We start from the raw sequence: 20,105 nt of genomic DNA, 5'->3' as shown, positions 1-20,105 counted from the left end.
GAGCCCTCGGTGCTCCAGATACAGCGCGGTGAATGGTTTGGCGAGGGCTGCGGTCGAGCGCGACCCCGGCTTGAACGCAGCCTTCGGCAGCTGCTACAGGGGATCGTGTTACTTCATGCCCAGGCGTTTGGCCATTCGCCCAAGATTCGCCCGATCCAAGCCTAGCTCACGCGCTGCACTCGCCCAATTGTTATGGTGCCGTTCCAGACAGGCGTTGATCAGTCGACGCTGATAATCCTCGGTCGCTGCCCGCAAGTCTCCCGAGACCAAAGCAGCAGGGCTGACAGGGGCTGGCTCGGTTGCAAGCTCAACGCTGCCAGTGGGCAGATCCAGATCCGCCGCGCTCAAACTCAGAATCTTCGGCCGTTCCTTGCAATTACCCAGCGCCTTCAAGGCACTTCGGCCAATCAAATGCTCCAGCTCCCGCACATTTCCCGGCCATGTATACGCCAGCAATGCAACCTGCGCATCGCTGTTCAGGCGCAGGCTGTTGAGGCCCATGCGTGAACGGTTTTGCTCCAGAAAATAGCCGCTGAGCAGCAGCACATCCCGCCCACGGTCACGCAGCGCTGGCACCAGCAACGGATAAACGCTCAGGCGGTGATAGAAGTCGGCACGGTAACGGCCGCTGCGCACTTCCTCCGCCAGGTCGCGATTGGTCGCGGCGATCAGCCGTACGTCCACCTGATGTTCTTTATCCGACCCCAATCGCTGCAGCTGACCGCTTTGCAGGACTCGCAGCAATTTGGCCTGGACGGTCAGGGACAGCTCACCGACCTCATCGAGAAACAGCGTGCCGCCATTGGCCAGTTCAAACTTGCCGCGCCGATCGTTCATCGCGCCGGTGAAGGCACCGCGGACGTGGCCGAACAATTCGCTCTCCACCAGCGTATCCGGCAGCGCGGCACAGTTGAGGCTGATGATCGGCTTGTCGGCCCGGGGCGATGCGGCGTGGATGGCTTGGGCGACCAGTTCCTTGCCGACCCCGGTTTCGCCGGTGATCAGCACGGTAAGATCGCTGCCGCCCACCAGATTGATTTCTTCCACCAGCCGTTTGTGGGCCTTGCTCTGGCCAATCATCTCGCGGTTCTGCTGGCCGCTGGCTTGTCGGTAAACCTCGGCGCGCTGATGTTCGTCTTCGACACGATTGGCCAGGCGTTCGATGCGCTCGGCGGCGTTGACGGTGGCGGCGGCGAGGCTGGCGAAGGCTTCCAGGGCGTCCAGTTCGATCGGTTCGAAGCGCTCCGGATCGAGTGCGTCGAGGGTCAGCAAACCCCACGGACGCTCGTCGATAAACAGCGGGCAGCCCATGCAGTCGTGGACTTCCAGATGATCGTCAAGGCCATCGACCAGTCCGTCGTAAGGGTCGGGCAAGTCGCTGTCGGCGGCGAAACGGGTCGGGCCGGGGCTGCTGAGCAGCGCTTCGAAGCGCGGGTGTTCGCTGACTTTGAAGCGTCGGCCTAGGGTGTCGGTGCTCAACCCGTCGACGGCCAGCGGCACCAGCCATTCGCCATCAAGGCGCAGCAGGGCAGCAGCATCGCACGGGAGCAAGGCGCGCATGGCTTCGAGCAAGCGCCGATAACGCTCGCCTTCGGGGAGTTCGCGGGACAGGTCGGCGACCAGTGGAAGCAGGGTGGTTAGCAAGGCTTTTGCAGTCATAGTGACTCCATGTAGTCGGTATGACTATAAGTCAGTGTGTGTCGATATGACTATAAAGAACTTAACTGATTGATTTATAAGGTTTTATTTTCTGGCATGAAAACTGATAAGTACAAGGCAGTCAGTTAGAAAATCAAGCAGATCAGGAGTCGCCTTATGCTTAGCGTTCAAGACCGTGCAATCGTCAAATCCACTGTGCCCTTGCTGGAAAGCGGTGGCGAAGCATTGATCACTCATTTCTACCGCATGATGCTGTCCGAGTATCCGGAAGTTCGCCCGCTGTTCAACCAGGCCCACCAGGCTAGCGGTGATCAGCCGCGCGCTTTGGCCAATGGTGTCTTGATGTATGCGCGGCACATCGACCAGCTCGACCAGTTGGGCGACTTGGTGGCCAAGATCATCAACAAGCACGTCGCCCTGCAAATCCTCCCGGAACATTATCCGATTGTCGGCGCCTGCCTGCTGCGAGCCATCTCCGAAGTGCTGGGCGACGAGATCGCCACACCTGAAGTGATGGCCGCCTGGGGGGCTGCTTACGGTCAACTGGCCGACATCCTGATCGGCGCCGAAACCAGCATCTACGACCAGAAGGAACAGGCACCGGGTGGCTGGCGCGGGGCGCGGGAATTCATCGTGGTGGCTAAGGTCGAAGAAAGCGCGGAAATCATCTCGTTCTACTTCGAACCGGCTGACAAAGGCCCGATTCTGGCAGCAGAGCCGGGCCAGTACATTGGCATGAAACTGATCCTCGATGGTGAAGAGATTCGTCGTAACTATTCACTGTCGGCCTTGGCCAACAAGGGCCAGTACCGGATCAGCGTCAAACGTGAAACCGGTGGCCGCGCCTCCAACCATCTTCACGATCAATTACATGTGGGCTCCAGCATCCAGCTGTTCCCGCCATCGGGCGAATTCACTCTGACCGACAGCGACAAACCGTTAGTGCTGATCAGCGGCGGCGTTGGCATCACACCGACGCTGGCGATGCTCGAAGCGGCGCTGGCGACCGAACGGCCGGTGCACTTTATCCACTGCGCGCGTAACGGTAGCGTTCATGCTTTCCGCGACTGGATCGATGGCTTGGCCGAGCGTCACCCGCAACTCAAACGCTTCTATTGCTACGACGAAGATGATGGCGTGAGCCCGGCGGCGCACAAGGTTGGCCTGTTGAGCCAGGAGCAACTGGGCGAGTGGTTGCCGCAGCAGCGCGATCTGGACGCGTACTTCCTCGGTCCTAAAGGCTTCATGGCGGCGGTCAAGCGCCACCTCAAAGCCTTGGGTGTGCCGGAGAAGCAAAGCCGTTACGAGTTCTTCGGGCCGGCTTCGGCGCTGGAGTAACCGCTTATCTTGTAGGGGCACGGCTTGCCGGCGAAGGCGATCTTAAGGATGCCTTCGCCGGCAAGCCGTGCTCCTACGAGTGCGTGTCGGTCTTTCAGCCCTTCAGTTCTTTCAAATGTTTGTACACCGTTGCCCGCCCCATGTTCAGCACGTTCGCCACATAGTTGGAGGCGCTTTTGCCTTTGAAGGCGCCTTCGGCGTGCAGTGCCAGCACCAGTTCGCGCTTATGGTCACGGGTCAGCAGGTTCAGGCTCAGCTGACGTTCGCGAAGCCAGGCGTGGAGGAAGGTGTTGATCCGCTCCTGCCAGTCATCGCGAAACAGCGAGTCCGGTTGCGGAATCAACTTGCTCGGTGACAGGAACAGATCCAGAGCGGCTTTGGCATTTTCGAACAACGAAATATTCAGATTAATGCACAGCACCGCCAGCGGATGACCTTCGCCGTCGCGCAGCACACTGCTCAGGCTGCGAATCTTCTGGCCATCCCAATTGAGCTTTTCGTACGGCCCGATGTTTCGTTCGCTGATCTCTTCGCTGAGCATGTCCCCCAGCGCCGAGTCGTCACCGATTTCCCGTTTGGACAGGTTGTTGGCAATGTAGTCGACCTTCTGTGTGTGCAGATCGTGCAGCACCACCTCGGCGTGAGGAAAGAACAACGTGGCGATGGCATCGGCGATCGCGCGGAAATTGTCCAGCGGCGAGCTCTTCAATGCTGAGTCATCGCGGGCCGGTTCTTGTTCTTGGGCGTTCATAAAGTGGAGCTCCAGACAGCATCAGCGCCCCGTCAAAAAGGGGCGTTGGAAGTTTGCCGCAATCGTGTCGACACGTCACCTGACGTCTGAACGTCAGCCCAGTCGAGCGGGGGAGAGCATCCCGGGGTTCAGACCGAAGCGAGTCAGTTGCTCGGGCAAGGCTTCGCCGCGCACCAGTGCAGCGCTGGCCTGGCCCATGGCCGGCGAGGTCTGGATGCCATAACCGCCTTGTGCCGCTACCCAGAATAGCCCCGGCACCTGCGGATCGAAACCGGACAGCAAATCACCGTCGCTCACGAAGCTGCGCAAGCCGGCCCAGGTGCGGGTCGGACGGCGGATGGTCAGGGTGGTGGCTTCTTCGATCTGGTAGATGCCCATCGCAATGTCCAACTCTTCGGGCTGAACGTCGTGCGGTTCCACCGGGTCGGCGTTGGCTGGCGAGCCGAGGAACATTCCGGCGTCGGGCTTCATGTAGAAGGATTCGTCGAGGCTGACCAGCATTGGCCAATGGTGGATGTCCACGCCCTCGGGGCCGGCGAAGATGAACGCCGCACGGCGCTTGGGTTGCAGGCCCAGTGGTTTGGCGCCGGCGAGCTCGCCGATCTTGTCGGCCCAGGCACCTGCCGCGTTGATGATGACCGGGGCGCTGAAGGTCTGACCGTTGGTTTGTACTTGCCATTCACCTTCGGCGTCACGGGTCAGGCTCAGGACTTCGCTGTCGGTATGAACTTCGCCTTTGTTGCGTCGGATACCGCGCAGGTAGCCCTGGTGCAAGGCATCGGTGTCGATGTCGCTGGCGGTCGGGTCGTAAATCGCACCATGGACTTTTTCCCGGCGCAGAATCGGCAGGCGCACGCAGGCCTCGTCGGCGCTGAGCAGCTGCATCTCCGGCACCGTGGCTTTGGCACTCAGGTATTGATTGTTCAGTTCGGCCGGGTCACCGGTGAAGTCCACGGTCATCTCGCCACGCGGGGTCAGCAGCGGGTGTTCGCAGAAACCGGCCGGAGGCGCGTCGAAGAAGTCGCGGCTGGCTTGGGTCAGGGCCCGAACTTGAGGCGTGCCGTAGGCGGCGGTGAACAGTGCAGCTGAACGTCCGGTGGAGTGGTAAGCCGGATGGGACTCGCGTTCGAGCACGATCACTCGGGCGTGCTGCGACAGCCAGAAACCGGTGGAAGCGCCGGCAATCCCGCCGCCGATGATGATGAAGTCTGCCTGGCTCATGAACATCTCCTGATGGGGCGTAAATGCGGATTTTGTGGAGGCCTCTGTAGGAGCGAGGCTTGCCCGCGAAGAACGATGACTCGGTCTGATTGACAGTCCGAGGCGCTCCTTTCGCGGGCAAGCCTCGCTCCTACAAGGGTTCGTGGTGTTAGTGCTGTAGGCGGTAGATGGCATTGGCCAGCGCGATGTCTTCCAGACCCAGGCCAATGGAGCGGAAGAACACATGACGGTCGTAGTCGGGGCGCCGCACTTTTTCGCTGAGCAGATCGGGCAGGTCGCCGATGATCGCATTTTTGTCCCAGCCATGTTGTTCACCGGCAATCAACATCTCGCCGGCCGAGCCCGGGGTGGTCAGACGATAGTCGCAGAACACTTGCATGTCGTTGAGGCTCTGCGGCGGCACTTCATGGGCACGCGGCGCGTTGGTGCTGATGGAGGTGATCAGCGCCGGTTTGCTCAAGCTTGACGGGTCGATCACCGGGCCTGCAGACGAGGTGCAGAGCATGATGACATCGGCGTCTCGCACGGCCGCTTCACGACTGTCGACGATGGTCAGCCGAGGATCGAGACTTAGGAGCTGTGCCAATACTTCGGAATTCTTGTCGCTCAGGCTCGGCGAGTAGAGGCTGATGCTCTGCCAGTCGCGCAGACCTTTGACGTAATGCAGGTGGGCCTGGGCGACCTTGCCGCTGCCGATGATCGCCAGGTGTCGGGCCTTGAGCGGGGCGAGGGCGTCGACCGCCACTGCGGTTGTTGCGGCGGTGCGTGCCGTGGTCAGTTCACCGGCATCGCAGAGCAGCAACGGCTGGCCGGTCTGCATCGACATCAGTAGCGTCCAGGCGGTCACCAGCGGGCCTTGTTCACGCACGATGTACGGCGAGGTCTTGACCCCGTAAACACCGTCTTCGGCCAATACGCCCATGTAGTTGATGAAGTCGCCAGCGCCCTGTGGAAACTCCACTAGCTGCTGCGCCGGTTGCACAGCTTGCCCGGCGGCCAGGTCGCGGAACAGTTTGCGCAGGATCTGCGGTACGTCGAACTGCGCCAGCAGCTCGCGGGCCTGAGGTTGGGTGATCACGTAAGGCGTACTGGACATGGTCGGCTCCGGGAGCTGGAAGTAAACTAATTTGTCCATTATGGACTTTTAGTTATCGCGAGCAAGCTCCTGTTGAAAAAAACCGGACGAAAAAAAAGCGCAGTCCGTTTCCGGCTGCGCCTCTTTTAATGCGACCCGCGTTACGGGCGCTTGCGCTCAACCGCCCGCAGCAGATGCGTCGGTGGCGTTTCGCAGCTGATCTTGCGACCCAGCAGCGCCTCGATGGACGGTAGCTGGTAGGAGTCGTCTTCACCGGCAAAACTGATGGACACGCCATCGGCGCCGGCACGACCGGTACGACCGATGCGGTGCACGTAGTCGTCCGGGACTTCCGGCAGGGTGAAGTTGATCACGTGGCTGATGCCGTCGATGTGAATGCCGCGACCGGCCACATCGGTGGCGACCAGGACACGGATCTTGCCTTCGCGGAAACCTTCGAGGGTCTTGATGCGCTTGTGCTGCGGCACGTCGCCAGACAGTTGCGCGGCATTGACGCCATCACGGACCAGGCGTTCTTCGATGCGCCGCACTTCGTCCTTGCGGTTGGCAAACACCATCACCCGCTCCCAACCGTTGTCGTTGACCAGGTTGTAGAGCAGTTTGTATTTGTCGGCGCCGGCCACAGCGTAAATGTGCTGCTCGACGTTTTCGCTGGCCACGTTCTGCGACTCGATCTCGACGATCGACGGGTCGGTGGTCCATTGCTTGGCCAGGTTCATCACGTCTTCGGTGAAGGTCGCGGAGAACAGCAGCGTCTGACGCTCGTCCTTCGGCGGAGTCTGGCGAATGATCTGACGCACTTGTGGGATGAAACCCATGTCGAGCATCCGGTCGGCTTCGTCCAGGACCATGACTTCGACCATGTCCAGGTGCACGTCGCCGCGCTGGTTGAAGTCCAGCAGACGGCCCGGAGTGGCCACGAGGATGTCGCAATGACGGGCTTCGAGGTGCTTGAGCTGCTTGTCGAAGTCCATGCCGCCGACAAACGTCATGACGTTGAGGCCGGTGTACTTGGTCAGATCGGCCGCGTCCTTGGCGATCTGCACCACCAGTTCACGGGTCGGCGCAATGATCAGTGCCCGCGGCTCGCCCATATAACGCTCTTTCGGCGGCGGGGTTTCCAGCAACTGGGTGATGATCGAAATCAGGAACGCAGCGGTTTTGCCGGTGCCAGTCTGGGCGCGGCCAATGGCATCTTTGCCGGCCAGGGTGAAGCCCAGGACTTGTGCCTGGATCGGCGTGCAATACGGGAAGCCCAGGTCCTGTATGGCGTGCATCAGTTCGGGGGCGAGTTTGAAATCGTGAAAACGGGTTTTGCCTTCCTGGGGTTCGACGGCGAAGTCTTCGAGTTTCCAGGGGGTAACCGGCGCTTTTGGCTTCGGTTCGCGACGCGGTTTGGCAGGTTTCGCAGCTTCGCTGCTCGGTTCTTCAGAGGCTTGAGCCTCAACGGGTTGGACGGTCGGTGTGGCCATCGGTTCGTGCTTCGGTACCGCTACGGTTGCGGTCCGGCCAGACTGATTACCGTCGGTGCGGTGGCTGGGATGGTGAGACGGAGCGCTGGAGACTGGCGCGAGCTGCTCAGTCTCGCTTTTACCGAACATTTTTTTGAGTGCTTTGAGCACGGTCATCTCATCAATTGATTAAGGAATATACGCCGGCCAGTGTAATGCAAGAATCGGGCGCGGCGTAGTGGGATGGATCAATGGGCTGTTTTTACATAAGCGGTTAACGCAAGCGCTCGGCGAGCCAGACGCCAATATCGCGAATTTCCTCGGGTAACACTTCGTGGGCCATTGGGTATTCCTGCCATGTCGCGGTGACACCATGCTGCTTTAGATACTCGTAAGCGGTGCGGCCCATGGAGTTTTGAACGACATCATCGTATTGGCCGTGTAAAGACAGTACGGGAATGCGCTGCTGGCTGGCGGAAAGCTCCAGTTCTTCGCTGAAGGTCGGTGCATAGGTCGAGAGGGCAATTACGCCACCCAGCGGTCCCTGCCATTTCAGAAACGCGGCGTGTAACGCCACCGCGCCACCTTGGGAAAAACCTGCAAGAAATATCCGCGAGGCGTCTATTCCGATGGCGCGCTCCACTTCGATCAAATTAATGATCCTTTGTGCCGACTCTTCCAGCTGCTCGCGGTTGATCGCGCGCGCGGGGCTCATGGCCAATATGTCGTACCAGCTTGGCATCTCGTAACCACCATTGATGGTCACGGCGCAGGTCGGTGCCTGAGGGAGAACGAAGCGGGTGGTCAGCAGGCTTTCCTGCAACGCCTCGGCCACCGGCAAGAAGTCGTAGCGATCGGCGCCCAGGCCGTGCAGCCAGATAACGCAGGCGTCTGCGGGCTTGACGGGCTGAAGAATCAAGGGCTCGGTCATGGTTGCTCCAATGTTGTGCAGGTGCTCTCTTTGAGTGCGAGGTCTGAGGGAGTGCCTGATTGATCAGTTAAGAAGATGTCGCAAGGCTACAAGTTTTGCTATTGACCTGTCGCGCAATCGCTTCGGCGAGCGGTCTGGTACGGGCTTTGCTATGGGGAAGCGGTGCAACCCATCTCGCGCCTTGCGGTAACACTATCAGTGTACTGCTGGCGGTGGGATAGCAAAGAATCCGGTGATGGATGTTCGCCAGTGGCCGCTACGGGCTTCGCGAACGTGAAAGGGCTACAGCCCGTTCGGCCGATTGGTGAGAAGTGAGTTGTCCATGATGTGGATTTTCTCCTACTAGACTCATAGCGCAGGTCTTACGTCGGTTGACCCCAAAAAAAGCCAACACGGGTCAACAACGCCTCATAAGGGTGCGACTGGACTCAAGCTCCGACACAACAAGAGCAAAACTGGAGGTTTGAATGAAGATGTTGAAATCCACCCTGGCTATCGTGACTGCAGCCGCAGTACTCGGTGTCAGTGGGTTCGCTCAGGCGGGTGCAACCCTGGATGCAGTGCAGAAGAAAGGTTTCGTACAGTGCGGCGTCAGTGACGGTTTGCCGGGCTTCTCGGTTCCGGATTCGACTGGCAAGATCATCGGCATCGATGCTGACGTCTGCCGCGCTGTGGCCGCTGCCGTTTTCGGCGATGCGACCAAGGTCAAATTCAGCCAGTTGAACGCCAAAGAGCGCTTCACCGCGCTGCAGTCCGGTGAAATCGACGTGCTGTCGCGTAACACCACCTGGACCAGTTCGCGCGATTCGGGCATGGGTCTGGTGTTTGCCGGCGTGACGTACTACGACGGCATCGGCTTCCTGGTGAACAACAAACTGGGTGTGAAGAGCGCTAAAGAGCTCGATGGCGCCACCATCTGCATTCAAGCCGGTACCACGACCGAGCTGAACGTTTCCGACTACTTCCGCGGCAACGGTCTGAAATACACCCCGATCACCTTCGACACCTCCGATGAAAGCGCCAAGTCGCTGGAATCCGGTCGTTGCGACGTGCTGACCTCCGACAAATCCCAGCTCTACGCACAACGCAGCAAGCTGGCGACCCCGACCGACTACGTCGTTCTGCCGGAAACCATCTCCAAGGAGCCTCTGGGCCCGGTCGTGCGTAAAGGCGACGAAGAGTGGTTCAGCATCGTCAAGTGGACCCTGTTCGCGATGCTCAACGCTGAAGAAATGGGCATCACCCAGACAAACGTTGAAGCTGAAGCCAAAGCCACCAAGAACCCGGACGTTGCTCGTCTGCTGGGCGCTGACGGTGAATACGGCAAAGACCTGAAAGTGAAGAAAGACTGGGTCGTTCAGATCGTCAAGCAAGTGGGTAACTACGGTGAAGTGTTCGAGAAAAACCTCGGCAAGGGCACTCCACTGGCCATTGACCGCGGGCTGAACGCTCTGTGGAACAACGGCGGCATTCAATACGCACCACCAGTGCGCTGATGGTTCTATCACCCGGTGGGCCAACCGCCGGGTGATGTTCTGTTCCATTCTTTGCGGGGCACTTCATGCAAAATTCAATCGGCGCACCAAAGCAGAGGCTCAGCCTCAGCGATCCAAAAGTGCGTGCGTGGCTATTTCAGATCATCACCATTGTGGCGGTGGTCTCGATGGGCTGGTATCTGTTCGACAACACGCAGACCAACCTTGAACACCGGGGCATTACCTCCGGCTTCAGCTTTCTGGAGCGCAGTGCCGGTTTCGGCATCGCTCAACACCTGATCGACTACACCGAATCGGACAGCTATGCCCGGGTGTTTGTCATCGGCTTGCTCAACACCCTGCTGGTGACCTTCATCGGCGTGATCCTGGCGACGATCCTCGGGTTCATCGTCGGCGTATCACGGCTGTCGAAGAACTGGATCATTGCCAAGCTGGCGACTGTTTATGTGGAAGTCTTCCGCAACATTCCGCCGCTGCTGCAAATCCTGTTCTGGTACTTCGCGGTGTTCCTGACCATGCCAGGGCCACGCAACAGCCATAACTTCGGCGACACCTTCTTCGTCAGCAGCCGCGGCCTGAATATGCCCGCAGCGTTGGCGGCGGACGGTTTCTGGCCGTTTGTGGTCAGCGTCGTCGTGGCCATCGTCGCCATCGTGCTGATGTGCCGCTGGGCCAACAAACGCTTCGAAGCCACCGGCGTTCCGTTCCGCAAGTTCTGGACCGGCCTGGCGCTGTTGCTGGTGATCCCGGCGCTGTGTGCGCTGATCTTCGGCGCCCCCGTGCATTGGGAAATGCCGGAGCTCAAGGGCTTCAACTTCGTCGGTGGCTGGGTGCTGATCCCTGAACTGCTGGCGCTGACCCTGGCCCTGACGGTGTACACCGCGGCGTTTATCGCCGAGATCGTGCGTTCGGGCATCAAGTCGGTCAGCCACGGCCAGACCGAAGCGGCGCACTCGTTGGGTTTGCGCAACGGTCCGACGCTGCGCAAGGTGATCATCCCGCAAGCCCTGCGCGTGATCATTCCACCGCTGACCAGCCAATACCTGAACCTGGCGAAGAACTCCTCGCTGGCGGCCGGTATCGGTTATCCGGAAATGGTCTCGTTGTTTGCCGGTACGGTGCTGAACCAGACCGGGCAGGCGATCGAGGTGATTGCCATCACCATGAGCGTGTACCTGGCGATCAGTATCAGCATTTCCCTGCTGATGAACTGGTACAACAAGCGCATTGCGCTGATCGAGCGGTAAGGAAAAGCGCATGAGTACTCATACTTTCAAACCTGACATGCCACCCCCGAGCCGCAGCATCGGTGTCGTGGCGTGGATGCGCGCCAACATGTTCTCCAGCTGGCTCAACACCCTGCTGACCCTGTTCGCGTTCTACCTGATCTACCTGGTGGTGCCGCCAATCCTGAGCTGGGCGATCCTCGATGCCAACTGGGTCGGCACCACCCAGGCTGACTGCACCAAGGAGGGCGCCTGCTGGGTGTTCATCCAGCAGCGCTTCGGCCAGTTCATGTACGGCTACTACCCGGTGGACCTGCGCTGGCGCGTGGACCTGACCGTGTGGCTGGCGGTCATCGGCGTGGCACCGTTGTTCATCTCGCGTTTTCACCATAAAGCGGTGTATGGCCTGAGCTTCCTGGTGCTGTACCCGATCATTGCCTGGTGCCTGCTGCACGGCGGCGTGTTCGGCCTGAGCGCCGTGGCGACCAGCCAATGGGGCGGCCTGATGCTGACCCTGGTGATCGCCACCGTCGGTATTGCCGGTGCTCTGCCGCTGGGTATCGTCCTGGCGCTGGGCCGTCGTTCGAACATGCCGGCGATTCGGGTGGTCTGCGTGACCTTCATCGAATTTTGGCGCGGCGTGCCGTTGATCACGGTGCTGTTCATGTCCTCGGTGATGCTGCCGTTGTTCCTGCCTGAAGGCATGAACTTCGACAAACTGCTGCGGGCACTGATCGGTGTGATCCTGTTCCAGTCGGCCTACGTCGCCGAAGTGGTGCGTGGCGGTCTACAGGCGATTCCCAAAGGTCAGTACGAAGCGGCTGCAGCGATGGGCCTCGGTTACTGGCGCAGCATGGGCCTGGTGATTCTGCCGCAAGCCTTGAAGATGGTGATCCCCGGCATCGTCAACACCTTCATTGCGCTGTTCAAGGACACGAGCCTGGTGATCATCATCGGCCTGTTCGACTTGCTCAACAGCGTGAAACAAGCCGCCGCCGACCCGAAATGGTTGGGCATGGCCACCGAAGGCTATGTGTTCGCGGCCTTGGTGTTCTGGATTTTCTGTTTTGGTATGTCCCGCTACTCCATGCATTTGGAACGTAAGCTGGACACTGGCCACAAGCGTTAGGAGCGTAGTTTATGAGTGAAGCGATCAAACAGCCTGTGAGCCCTGAAGGCATTATTCAGATGCAGGGCGTGAACAAGTGGTACGGCCAGTTCCACGTGTTGAAAGACATCAACCTGAACGTTAAACAGGGCGAGCGTATCGTCCTGTGCGGCCCGTCGGGTTCCGGCAAGTCCACCACCATTCGTTGCCTCAATCGTCTGGAAGAGCACCAGCAAGGTCGCATCGTAGTCGATGGCGTGGAGCTGACCAACGACCTCAAGCAGATCGAATCGGTTCGCCGTGAAGTCGGCATGGTGTTCCAGCACTTCAACCTGTTTCCGCACCTGACCATCCTGCAGAACTGCACGCTGGCGCCGATGTGGGTGCGCAAGATGCCCAAGCGCCAGGCCGAAGAAATCGCCATGCATTACCTGGAACGCGTCCGCATTCCGGAGCAGGCACATAAATTCCCGGGGCAATTGTCCGGCGGTCAGCAGCAGCGTGTGGCGATTGCTCGTGCCTTGTGCATGAAACCGAAAATCATGCTGTTCGATGAACCGACCTCGGCGCTCGACCCGGAAATGGTGAAAGAGGTGTTGGACACCATGATCGGCCTGGCTGAAGACGGCATGACCATGCTCTGCGTAACCCACGAAATGGGCTTCGCCCGCACCGTGGCTAACCGCGTGATCTTTATGGACAAAGGTGAAATCGTCGAACAGGCCGCGCCGAACGACTTCTTCGATAATCCGCAGAATGAGCGTACGAAGCTGTTCTTGAGCCAGATTCTGCATTGATGTCAGGCTGAATCGCAGAACAAACCCGGCCTCGCGCCGGGTTTGTTTTTTGCTCAGGAAACCGTCAGCGTTTCGTGCTCTTTGTGCACGGTCTCTTTAAAGCCCCTTAAATCCGCTCCTTCACCCAGAATTTTCGCGTCGATGAGCAAATGCGGATGGCGGTCAAGCAGACGCATCAGCAGCATCAACGCCTTCGGTGGCAGTATTTCGCCGCGCTCGTAGCGGGAAAATGCGTTATGTCCGCCACCGGACAACAACAGCACCGCTTCTTTTTGGGACAGATGCAGTTTGCGGCGGATGCGCTTCATCTCGGCGCCGATCATCTGTCTGCCGGCGATGACCAGTTCATCACCTGCGTCAGAATATCGCTGTGAACAGATGTCGTCGAACTCGACTTCCGCGCACATTTGGCATTCCCAGCCGGATAGATCATCTACCCGACGTTCCATCCCCTTTACGCTCAAGGTTTCACCGCGCCCCTCGAAATGTCTCATTCCTTCAAGGGCGCCGCAGCTGAAACACTGTTTGGTTTTCATGAGTCCTTCTCCTTGAAAGAGATTACCGGAGGGCCTCCACCAGGGCGGTAGGTCACCTTGATATAAGTCTCCCGACCGTGCGAACGGGTGTAGTAAACGTCTTGCCAGACGCGATGATCGTCATAGGTGGTCATCGATTTGTACAGCATGCTTGCGTGCAGCCCGAAAATGACTTCTTGCACCTCTTCGAAACTCAGGCCCAGCTCTCTGCCGCCCTTTTGCGCGCTGCGGGTAAACGCTTTCTTCCCAAGTCGGATGACGTCTTGCTTAATCACAACCAGGTTGTAATGGGGTGTGTTCTTTTCCATAAGAAGCCGCTAACCCGTCCATGAAATTACCCTTAAAGGGTAATTTTGACTAATCGATAATCCCGCTCCATTTCCCTCTCCCTGACCGTAGGCGGTTGCCGTCCTACGTGGATCTGACTAACATGTCAGAAAATTCATCCTATGATTGGATGAAAGGGCGAATCCTATGTCAGACATTTCTCCGCTAGTTAAACGGTCCCTGGTCGACCAGGCCTTGGACCAATTGCGCCTGCGCATCAATCAAGGCGTTTGGGTGGTCGGTCAGCGCTTGCCCACAGAACCTGAACTGTCCGCAGAACTGGGCATCAGCCGTAACACCGTGCGCGAAGCCATGCGCGTGTTGGCGTTTTCCGGGTTGATCGAAATCCGTCAGGGCGATGGCAGCTACCTGCGGGCGGTGGTTGATCCGCTCGACACCCTGAAGGCGTTGTCCCGCTGCTCCCACGAGCAAGCCCGGGAGACTCGGCACATTCTGGAAGTCGAGGCCATCGGTCTGGCCGCACTGCGGCGTACCGACGAAGACCTTGTGGCGTTGCGTGAAGCATTGGGCGTCAGCGGCAGCCACTATCACGGCGATCTCGACACGTATATCGCCTGCGACTTGGTGTTCCACCGCCGTCTGGTGGACGCCGCGCACAACCCGACGCTCAGCGAGCTGTATCGCTACTTCTCCAGCATCGTCGGTGCGCATTTGCGCGAAACCCTGAACATCAGCCCTCGACGCCAGGAGGTGTTCGACCTTCATATCGCACTGCTTGATGCCGTCGAGCAACGCGACCCGGAGCGGGCCAAAGCCCTTTCGAGGGAGTTGATCAATGAACCTTGAAACCGAGAATTCCATGTCTGCCAATAACAGCAACATCACGCAACCCAAGCGCACGGCGGAACTCGAAGAACTGCTGATCGACGCCGAGGCCAATGACGAAGAAGTCCAGCAAAGCCACCCGATCCTGCGTCGTCCATGGCTGTTGTTGCTGGGCTTGATCCTGGTGGCGCTGAACCTGCGCCCGGCGCTGTCGAGCATGGCGCCGATGCTCAGCGAGATCTCGAAGACCCTCGGTTTGTCGTCAGCTCAGGCCGGTTTGCTGACGACGTTGCCGGTGCTGTGCCTCGGCTTGTTTGCACCGCTGGCGCCCGTGCTGGCACGACGTTTCGGCGCCGAACGGGTGGTATTGGGGATTCTTTTGATGTTGGCCGGCGGGATCATCCTGCGCAGTTCGTTCGGCACAATCGGCCTGTTTGCCGGCAGCGTGCTGGCCGGTGCGAGCATCGGCGTGATCGGCGTTTTGTTGCCGGGTATCGTCAAGCGCGACTTCGCTAAACACGCCGGGACCATGACCGGCGTCTACACAATGGCGCTGTGTCTGGGCGCGGCGATGGCGGCGGGCGCGACCGTGCCGTTGAGCGAGCATTTCGACAAGAACTGGGCGCTGGGCCTCGGCTTCTGGGTGGTGCCGGCATTGGTCGCGGCGATTTTCTGGTTGCCGCAAGTCGGTCAGAAACACGGCGCGCACAACGTCGCCTATCGGGTTCGCGGTCTGTTGCGTGATCCGCTGGCCTGGCAAGTGACGCTCTACATGGGCCTGCAATCTTCTCTGGCTTACATCGTGTTCGGCTGGTTGCCATCGATCCTGATTGGCCGCGGCCTGACCCCGACCCAGGCCGGCCTGGTGCTCTCGGGTTCTGTCATTGTCCAGTTGGCCAGTTCACTGGCCGCGCCGTGGCTGGCGACCCGCGGCAAGGATCAGCGTCTGGCGATCGTCATCGTCATGCTGCTGACCCTTGGCGGTTTATTCGGTTGCCTCTACGCACCGATCGAAGGCTTGTGGGGCTGGGCGATCCTGCTCGGTCTGGGGCAGGGCGGTGCGTTCAGTCTGGCGCTGACGCTGATCGTGCTGCGCTCGCGGGACTCGCATGTCGCGGCGAACCTGTCGAGCATGGCTCAGGGCTTTGGTTACACCCTGGCGTCCATGGGGCCGTTCGCGGTGGGTATCGTGCATGACTGGACCGGCGGCTGGAACGCCCTGGGCTGGATCTTCGCCATCATTGGCCTCGGGGCGATCATTGCCGGTCTCGGCGCCGGACGTTCGCTGTACGTCCAGGTCGAAAGCGAAAAGGTCTGACACCCGCACACTGTTGGTATTCGGCCCACGAATGCCGATAGTGTTCCGCGCGTTTGTTGACTATCGTGAGGCAGTCTTTTGAAGCCACTTTGCACATCAGGGAACTTGCCCATGAGTGATGCCCACAGCGCATTGATCACCCAGTTCTACCAAGCCTTCCAGCGGCTGGATGTCGAGGCCATGAGTGCCTGCTATACCGACGACGTGGTGTTCAGTGATCCAGCATTCGGCGAGCTGCGTGGCCGCGATGCCGGCGACATGTGGCGCATGCTCACCACCCGGGCCAAGGACTTTTCCCTGACGTTCGATAACGTGCGCAGCGATGAGCGCACGGGTGGCGCCCATTGGGTGGCAACGTACCTGTTCAGCCAGACCGGCAACACGGTGGTCAACGATATTCAGGCCCGCTTCGTTTTTCGCGATGGCAAGATCTGCGAGCATCACGACAGCTTCGACATGTGGACCTGGTCCCGGCAGGCGCTGGGGTTCAAAGGGCTGCTATTGGGCTGGACGCCAGCGGTGAGAAACGCCGTTCGCGCTCAAGCCTTGAAGGGGCTGAAGGCATTCCAGGCCAGTCGCTGATAAGATCGCGGCTTGTTTCCTACAAGCCTTGATCGTCACGTGAACACCCTCAGCGAAATCTCCGTCGATGCCGATACGCCGGTGAGCAAACCCTGGTTCGTCTACCTCGTTCGCGCGGCCAATGGTTCGCTCTACTGCGGGATCAGCGATGATCCCGTGCGCCGATTCGCTACTCACCAGAGCGGCAAGGGTGCGCGATTCTTCCTCTCCAGCCCAGCCGTGGCCTTGGTTTACACCGAAGTCTGCCGCGATAAAAGCGAAGCGCTGCGTCAGGAACGGCTGATCAAAAAACTCAAGAAAAGCGCCAAGGAATGTCTGGTGACGACCTTTTCTGCGGGCTTATCAATCTGAATGATCAGTACCCATCAGGCAGATCTGTAGGCTGCTGGCGGATTGCGCGCTAAGCTGCGGATTCCTTTCCCAGCGGCGGAGCCGAGCATGTCCGAGTTGATTCTTCATCACTACCCGACGTCCCCTTTCGCCGAAAAGGCCCGCCTGTTGCTGGGTTTCAAGGGGTTGTCCTGGCGCTCGGTGAAGGTTTCGCCCGTGATGCCAAAACCTGATCTGACGGCGTTGACCGGCGGCTACCGCAAGACACCGGTGTTGCAGATTGGCGCAGATATCTATTGCGACACGTCGCTGATCGCCCGCCGTCTGGAACAGGAAAAAGCCTTGCCGGCGTTCTTCCCGGAAGGTCAGGAAATGATCGCCGCGACCTTCGCCGCGTGGGCGGATTCTGTGGTGTTTCAGCATGCGGTGAGCCTGGTGTTTCAGCCGGAATCGGTGGCCGTGCGCTTTGGCGCATTACCGCCAGAAGCGATCAAGGCATTCATGGCCGATCGCGCCGGGCTGTTCAGTGGAGGCAGCGCTACACGTTTGTCCGCAGAGCAGGCCAAGCATCAATGGCCGACGATCATGGGACGTCTGGAGCAGCAGCTTCAGCGCGAACAGGGCGACTTCCTGTTCGGCGAGCCGTCGATTGCCGACTTTGCCCTGGCCCATCCGCTGTGGTTCCTCAAAGCCACACCGGTAACTTCACCGTTGGTTGATGCCTATCCCGCGGTCAGCGCATGGTTCGGGCGCGTGATGGGCTTCGGTCATGGCGCGTTCAGCGAGATGACGTCCGAGGAGGCGCTGGAGGTCGCGCGTAATGCCACACCGGCCGCATTGCCGGATGAGCAGTTCGATGAGCCGAACGGGTTTGAGGTGGGCCAATTGGTGGTGATTGCGGCCACTGACTACGGCGTTGATTCGGTGGCCGGTGAGCTGCTGTTTGCGGGGCGTGAGGAATTGATTTTGCGCCGTGAAGACGAGCGTGGCGGGTTGGTGCATGTGCATTTTCCGCGGTTCGGGTTCCGCATCGAGGCACGCTGACACAAGTATTAATTACCCCGATCGAATTATTTTAGGGCCGCGAGAATCGCATCCGGGTCATACCCGCGAATCAACGTCCCGTTCACATCGATGATCGGAATCCCGCCGCCACCCAGCGCCTCATAAGCCTTGCGCGCCTCGGCATCTTTCTCGATATCGAATTCCTTGTACGGAATGCCTTTCTGGTCGAGAAAGCGCCGGGTCAATTTGCAGTATCCGCACCATTCGGTGGCGTAGAGCACGACGTTGGCCTTGGCCTGAGTCTGCTCGGACACCACCTGCGTCGGATGGAACACCCGCTCGATCTTGCCCCAGTTCTGATAGACCACAACCACCAGCAGGATCAGCAGGAATTTCTTCAGCACGCCACCGAGCATCAGTTACGTCGCTTGAGCTGGTCGGTGAGTTGGGTCGGCAGGCCTTTGATGATCAGCGTGCCGGCTTCTTCGTCGTATTCGATCTTCGAGCCCAACAGGTGCGCTTCGAAGCTGATCGACAGGCCTTCGGCGCGACCGGTGAAGCGGCGGAACTGATTGAGGGTACGTTTATCTGCCGGGATTTCCGGGGACAGGCCGTAGTCTTTGTTGCGAATGTGGTCGTAGAAGGCTTTCGGGCGCTCTTCGTCGATCAGTTCCGAGAGTTCTTCCAGGCCCATGGGCTCGCCCAATTTTGCCTGGCTGCTGGCGTAATCCACCAGGGTCTTGGTTTTCTCGCGGGCGGATTCTTCCGGCAGGTCTTCGCTTTCGACGAAGTCGCTGAAAGCCTTGAGCAGGGTGCGGGTTTCGCCTGGGCCGTCGACGCCTTCCTGGCAGCCGATGAAGTCGCGGAAATACTCCGAAACCTTTTTGCCGTTCTTGCCTTTGATGAACGAAATGTACTGCTTGGACTGCTTGTTGTTCTGCCATTCCGAGACGTTGATTCGCGCCGCCAGATGCAGTTGGCCCAAATCCAGATGCCGGGACGGGGTCACGTCCAGCTGATCGGTCACTGCAACGCCTTCACTGTGGTGCAGCAGGGCGATCGCCAGGTAGTCGGTCATGCCTTGCTGATAATGCGCAAACAGCACGTGGCCGCCCACAGAGAGGTTCGACTCTTCCATCAGCTTTTGCAGATGTTCCACCGCCACCCGACTGAACGCAGTGAAATCCTTGCCGCCCTCGAGGTATTCCTTCAGCCAGCCGCTGAACGGATGCGCCCCGGACTCAGCATGGAAGAAACCCCAGGCCTTGCCTTGTTTGGCGTTGTAGCTCTCATTGAGGTCGGCAAGCATGTACTCGATGGCGCTCGACTCGGCCAGTTCGGAATCGCGAGCGTGGAGAACTGCGGGCGTGCCGTCGGGTTTTTTGTCGATCAGGTGGACGATGCAATGGCGGATCGGCATGGGCTTCTCGGCTGATTGAAGAGAGGAGGGCGTGCTCCCCCAAAAAGTGCCAAGTGTACCGCAACCACTGGTTTTGGCGCGGCACGAAGGGCAATTCGCAGGTGTCCGATAGCGCTTATGCTGTTTTTTACAGTTTTAGAGTAATAAAGCTGACCAAATGGGTAGCTAGAGGCGGATATTTCCCCGTCCCTGTGCTAGTTTTGCCCGGTCTTACGCGAAGTCACAGCGTTAAGCGTGCATTCAGCATTTGTCAGGTCGAACCAAACCCTGATTTCGGTATCTATAACCCCGATCCAGTGGTTATTGGCCGAGGGTGCCAGATCCAGAAGATCGGGCTCGATGGCTGACACTGCACTCTGCAATCCATATGAATTTGATAGGGAAGGAACACTACATGGCTCTTACTAAAGACCAACTGATCGCCGACATCGCTGAAGCTATCGACGCGCCAAAAACCACCGCGCGTAACGCTCTGGACCAACTGGGCCAAATCGTTGCCGATCAGCTGGAAAACGGCGGCGAAATCACTCTGCCAGGTATCGGCAAACTGAAAGTGACTGAGCGTCCTGCCCGTACCGGCCGCAACCCTTCGACTGGCGCTGCCATCGAAATCGCTGCCAAGAAAGTTATCAAGCTGGTTGTGGCCAAAGGCCTGACCGACGCTGTTAACAAGTAAGACGCAGTAAAAAAAGCCGTGCTCCGGAGTGATCCGGGCACGGCTTTTTTG

Annotated in this window: 21 protein-coding genes; 11 read left to right on the top strand and 10 right to left on the bottom strand. The window is 59.2% G+C overall.

What is annotated here, in order from left to right; translation table 11 throughout:
- Window positions 1–108: 108 nt before the first annotated feature.
- Window positions 109–1,659, bottom strand: coding sequence for a nitric oxide reductase transcriptional regulator NorR (gene norR, locus QFW87_RS24230; protein ID WP_283189074.1), 1,551 nt, complete (start codon window positions 1,657–1,659; stop codon window positions 109–111).
- Between the two features lie 156 nt (window positions 1,660–1,815).
- Between norR and hmpA the strand changes: the two genes are divergently transcribed.
- A complete protein-coding gene (gene hmpA / locus QFW87_RS24225) occupies window positions 1,816–2,997 on the top strand; it encodes an NO-inducible flavohemoprotein (protein WP_046048235.1) in 1,182 nt (393 codons plus the stop codon).
- A gap of 94 nt (window positions 2,998–3,091) precedes the next feature.
- Here the strand turns inward: hmpA and QFW87_RS24220 are convergent, their stop codons facing one another.
- The 5 genes from QFW87_RS24220 to QFW87_RS24200 all read right to left on the bottom strand — a co-directional run bounded on the left by QFW87_RS24220 (window position 3,092) and on the right by QFW87_RS24200 (window position 8,447).
- Entirely contained in the window at window positions 3,092–3,748 is a 657-nt protein-coding gene (locus QFW87_RS24220; protein ID WP_283189073.1) for a PAS domain-containing protein, read from the bottom strand.
- Between the two features lie 93 nt (window positions 3,749–3,841).
- Entirely contained in the window at window positions 3,842–4,969 is a 1,128-nt protein-coding gene (locus QFW87_RS24215) for an FAD-binding oxidoreductase (protein WP_283181590.1), read from the bottom strand.
- Between the two features lie 148 nt (window positions 4,970–5,117).
- Window positions 5,118–6,065 carry an ornithine cyclodeaminase family protein gene (locus QFW87_RS24210; protein WP_283189072.1) on the bottom strand — a complete coding sequence of 316 codons (948 nt, stop codon included), beginning with the start codon at window positions 6,063–6,065 and terminating at the stop codon, window positions 5,118–5,120.
- A 140-nt stretch (window positions 6,066–6,205) separates the two neighbouring features.
- Complete coding sequence (gene rhlB / locus QFW87_RS24205; protein WP_283189071.1) at window positions 6,206–7,693, bottom strand: ATP-dependent RNA helicase RhlB; 1,488 nt, start codon at window positions 7,691–7,693, stop codon at window positions 6,206–6,208.
- A 97-nt stretch (window positions 7,694–7,790) separates the two neighbouring features.
- Entirely contained in the window at window positions 7,791–8,447 is a 657-nt protein-coding gene (locus tag QFW87_RS24200) for an alpha/beta hydrolase (protein WP_283181587.1), read from the bottom strand.
- A gap of 467 nt (window positions 8,448–8,914) precedes the next feature.
- On the opposite strand from QFW87_RS24200, the gene QFW87_RS24195 reads away from it, so the two are divergent.
- The 4 genes from QFW87_RS24195 (at window position 8,915) to QFW87_RS24180 (ending at window position 13,074) form a co-directional block, all read left to right on the top strand.
- Window positions 8,915–9,943 carry an amino acid ABC transporter substrate-binding protein gene (locus QFW87_RS24195; protein WP_283189070.1) on the top strand — a complete coding sequence of 343 codons (1,029 nt, stop codon included), beginning with the start codon at window positions 8,915–8,917 and terminating at the stop codon, window positions 9,941–9,943.
- A gap of 65 nt (window positions 9,944–10,008) precedes the next feature.
- On the top strand, window positions 10,009–11,190 hold the full coding sequence (locus QFW87_RS24190; protein WP_283189069.1) for an amino acid ABC transporter permease: 1,182 nt from the start codon (window positions 10,009–10,011) through the stop codon (window positions 11,188–11,190).
- A 10-nt stretch (window positions 11,191–11,200) separates the two neighbouring features.
- Window positions 11,201–12,298, top strand: a complete 1,098-nt coding sequence (locus QFW87_RS24185; RefSeq protein WP_283181585.1) for an amino acid ABC transporter permease — start codon at window positions 11,201–11,203, stop codon at window positions 12,296–12,298.
- An 11-nt stretch (window positions 12,299–12,309) separates the two neighbouring features.
- Complete coding sequence (locus QFW87_RS24180; RefSeq protein WP_129441418.1) at window positions 12,310–13,074, top strand: amino acid ABC transporter ATP-binding protein; 765 nt, start codon at window positions 12,310–12,312, stop codon at window positions 13,072–13,074.
- Window positions 13,075–13,127: 53 nt separating this feature from the next.
- Here QFW87_RS24180 and QFW87_RS24175 read toward each other — a convergent pair whose 3' ends face one another.
- Both QFW87_RS24175 and QFW87_RS24170 read right to left on the bottom strand, forming a co-directional pair.
- Window positions 13,128–13,610, bottom strand: coding sequence for a type II TA system antitoxin MqsA family protein (locus QFW87_RS24175; RefSeq protein ID WP_283189068.1), 483 nt, complete (start codon window positions 13,608–13,610; stop codon window positions 13,128–13,130).
- A complete protein-coding gene (locus QFW87_RS24170; RefSeq protein ID WP_283189067.1) occupies window positions 13,607–13,918 on the bottom strand; it encodes a type II toxin-antitoxin system MqsR family toxin in 312 nt (103 codons plus the stop codon). Before QFW87_RS24170 ends, QFW87_RS24175 begins: the two co-directional genes overlap by 4 nt.
- A gap of 166 nt (window positions 13,919–14,084) precedes the next feature.
- Here QFW87_RS24170 and QFW87_RS24165 point away from each other — a divergent pair, with 166 nt between their 5' ends.
- The 5 genes from QFW87_RS24165 to QFW87_RS24145 all read left to right on the top strand — a co-directional run bounded on the left by QFW87_RS24165 (window position 14,085) and on the right by QFW87_RS24145 (window position 17,997).
- A complete protein-coding gene (locus QFW87_RS24165) occupies window positions 14,085–14,744 on the top strand; it encodes a FadR/GntR family transcriptional regulator (RefSeq protein ID WP_283189066.1) in 660 nt (219 codons plus the stop codon).
- Window positions 14,734–16,041 (top strand): CynX/NimT family MFS transporter, encoded by a 1,308-nt coding sequence (locus tag QFW87_RS24160; protein WP_283189065.1) that lies wholly within the window; start codon window positions 14,734–14,736, stop codon window positions 16,039–16,041. Before QFW87_RS24165 ends, QFW87_RS24160 begins: the two co-directional genes overlap by 11 nt.
- A 111-nt stretch (window positions 16,042–16,152) precedes the next feature.
- Window positions 16,153–16,623, top strand: coding sequence for a nuclear transport factor 2 family protein (locus tag QFW87_RS24155; protein ID WP_283189064.1), 471 nt, complete (start codon window positions 16,153–16,155; stop codon window positions 16,621–16,623).
- A 39-nt stretch (window positions 16,624–16,662) separates the two neighbouring features.
- Complete coding sequence (locus QFW87_RS24150; protein ID WP_283189063.1) at window positions 16,663–16,974, top strand: GIY-YIG nuclease family protein; 312 nt, start codon at window positions 16,663–16,665, stop codon at window positions 16,972–16,974.
- Between the two features lie 87 nt (window positions 16,975–17,061).
- Window positions 17,062–17,997 carry a glutathione S-transferase family protein gene (locus QFW87_RS24145; RefSeq protein WP_283189062.1) on the top strand — a complete coding sequence of 312 codons (936 nt, stop codon included), beginning with the start codon at window positions 17,062–17,064 and terminating at the stop codon, window positions 17,995–17,997.
- Window positions 17,998–18,023: 26 nt separating this feature from the next.
- On the opposite strand, the gene QFW87_RS24140 is transcribed toward QFW87_RS24145, so the two are convergent.
- The gene (locus QFW87_RS24140) at window positions 18,024–18,374 is read right to left on the bottom strand and encodes a glutaredoxin family protein (RefSeq protein ID WP_283189061.1); all 351 of its coding nucleotides are present in this window, start codon (window positions 18,372–18,374) and stop codon (window positions 18,024–18,026) included.
- Window positions 18,374–19,378 (bottom strand): nucleoid-associated protein YejK, encoded by a 1,005-nt coding sequence (gene yejK / locus QFW87_RS24135; protein WP_149419038.1) that lies wholly within the window; start codon window positions 19,376–19,378, stop codon window positions 18,374–18,376. The genes QFW87_RS24140 and yejK overlap by 1 nt, the downstream gene beginning before the upstream one ends.
- 394 nt (window positions 19,379–19,772) lie before the next feature.
- On the opposite strand from yejK, the gene QFW87_RS24130 reads away from it, so the two are divergent.
- Window positions 19,773–20,054 (top strand): HU family DNA-binding protein, encoded by a 282-nt coding sequence (locus QFW87_RS24130; protein ID WP_007905514.1) that lies wholly within the window; start codon window positions 19,773–19,775, stop codon window positions 20,052–20,054.
- The last annotated feature ends 51 nt before the right edge of the window (window positions 20,055–20,105 follow it).

Source organism: Pseudomonas sp. PMCC200344 (genome assembly GCF_030053095.1).
GTDB classification, from domain to species: Bacteria; Pseudomonadota; Gammaproteobacteria; order Pseudomonadales; family Pseudomonadaceae; genus Aquipseudomonas; species Aquipseudomonas svalbardensis.
Note: the sequence above shows the minus strand (reverse complement) of the source record. Positions and strands in the feature narration are given on the sequence as shown.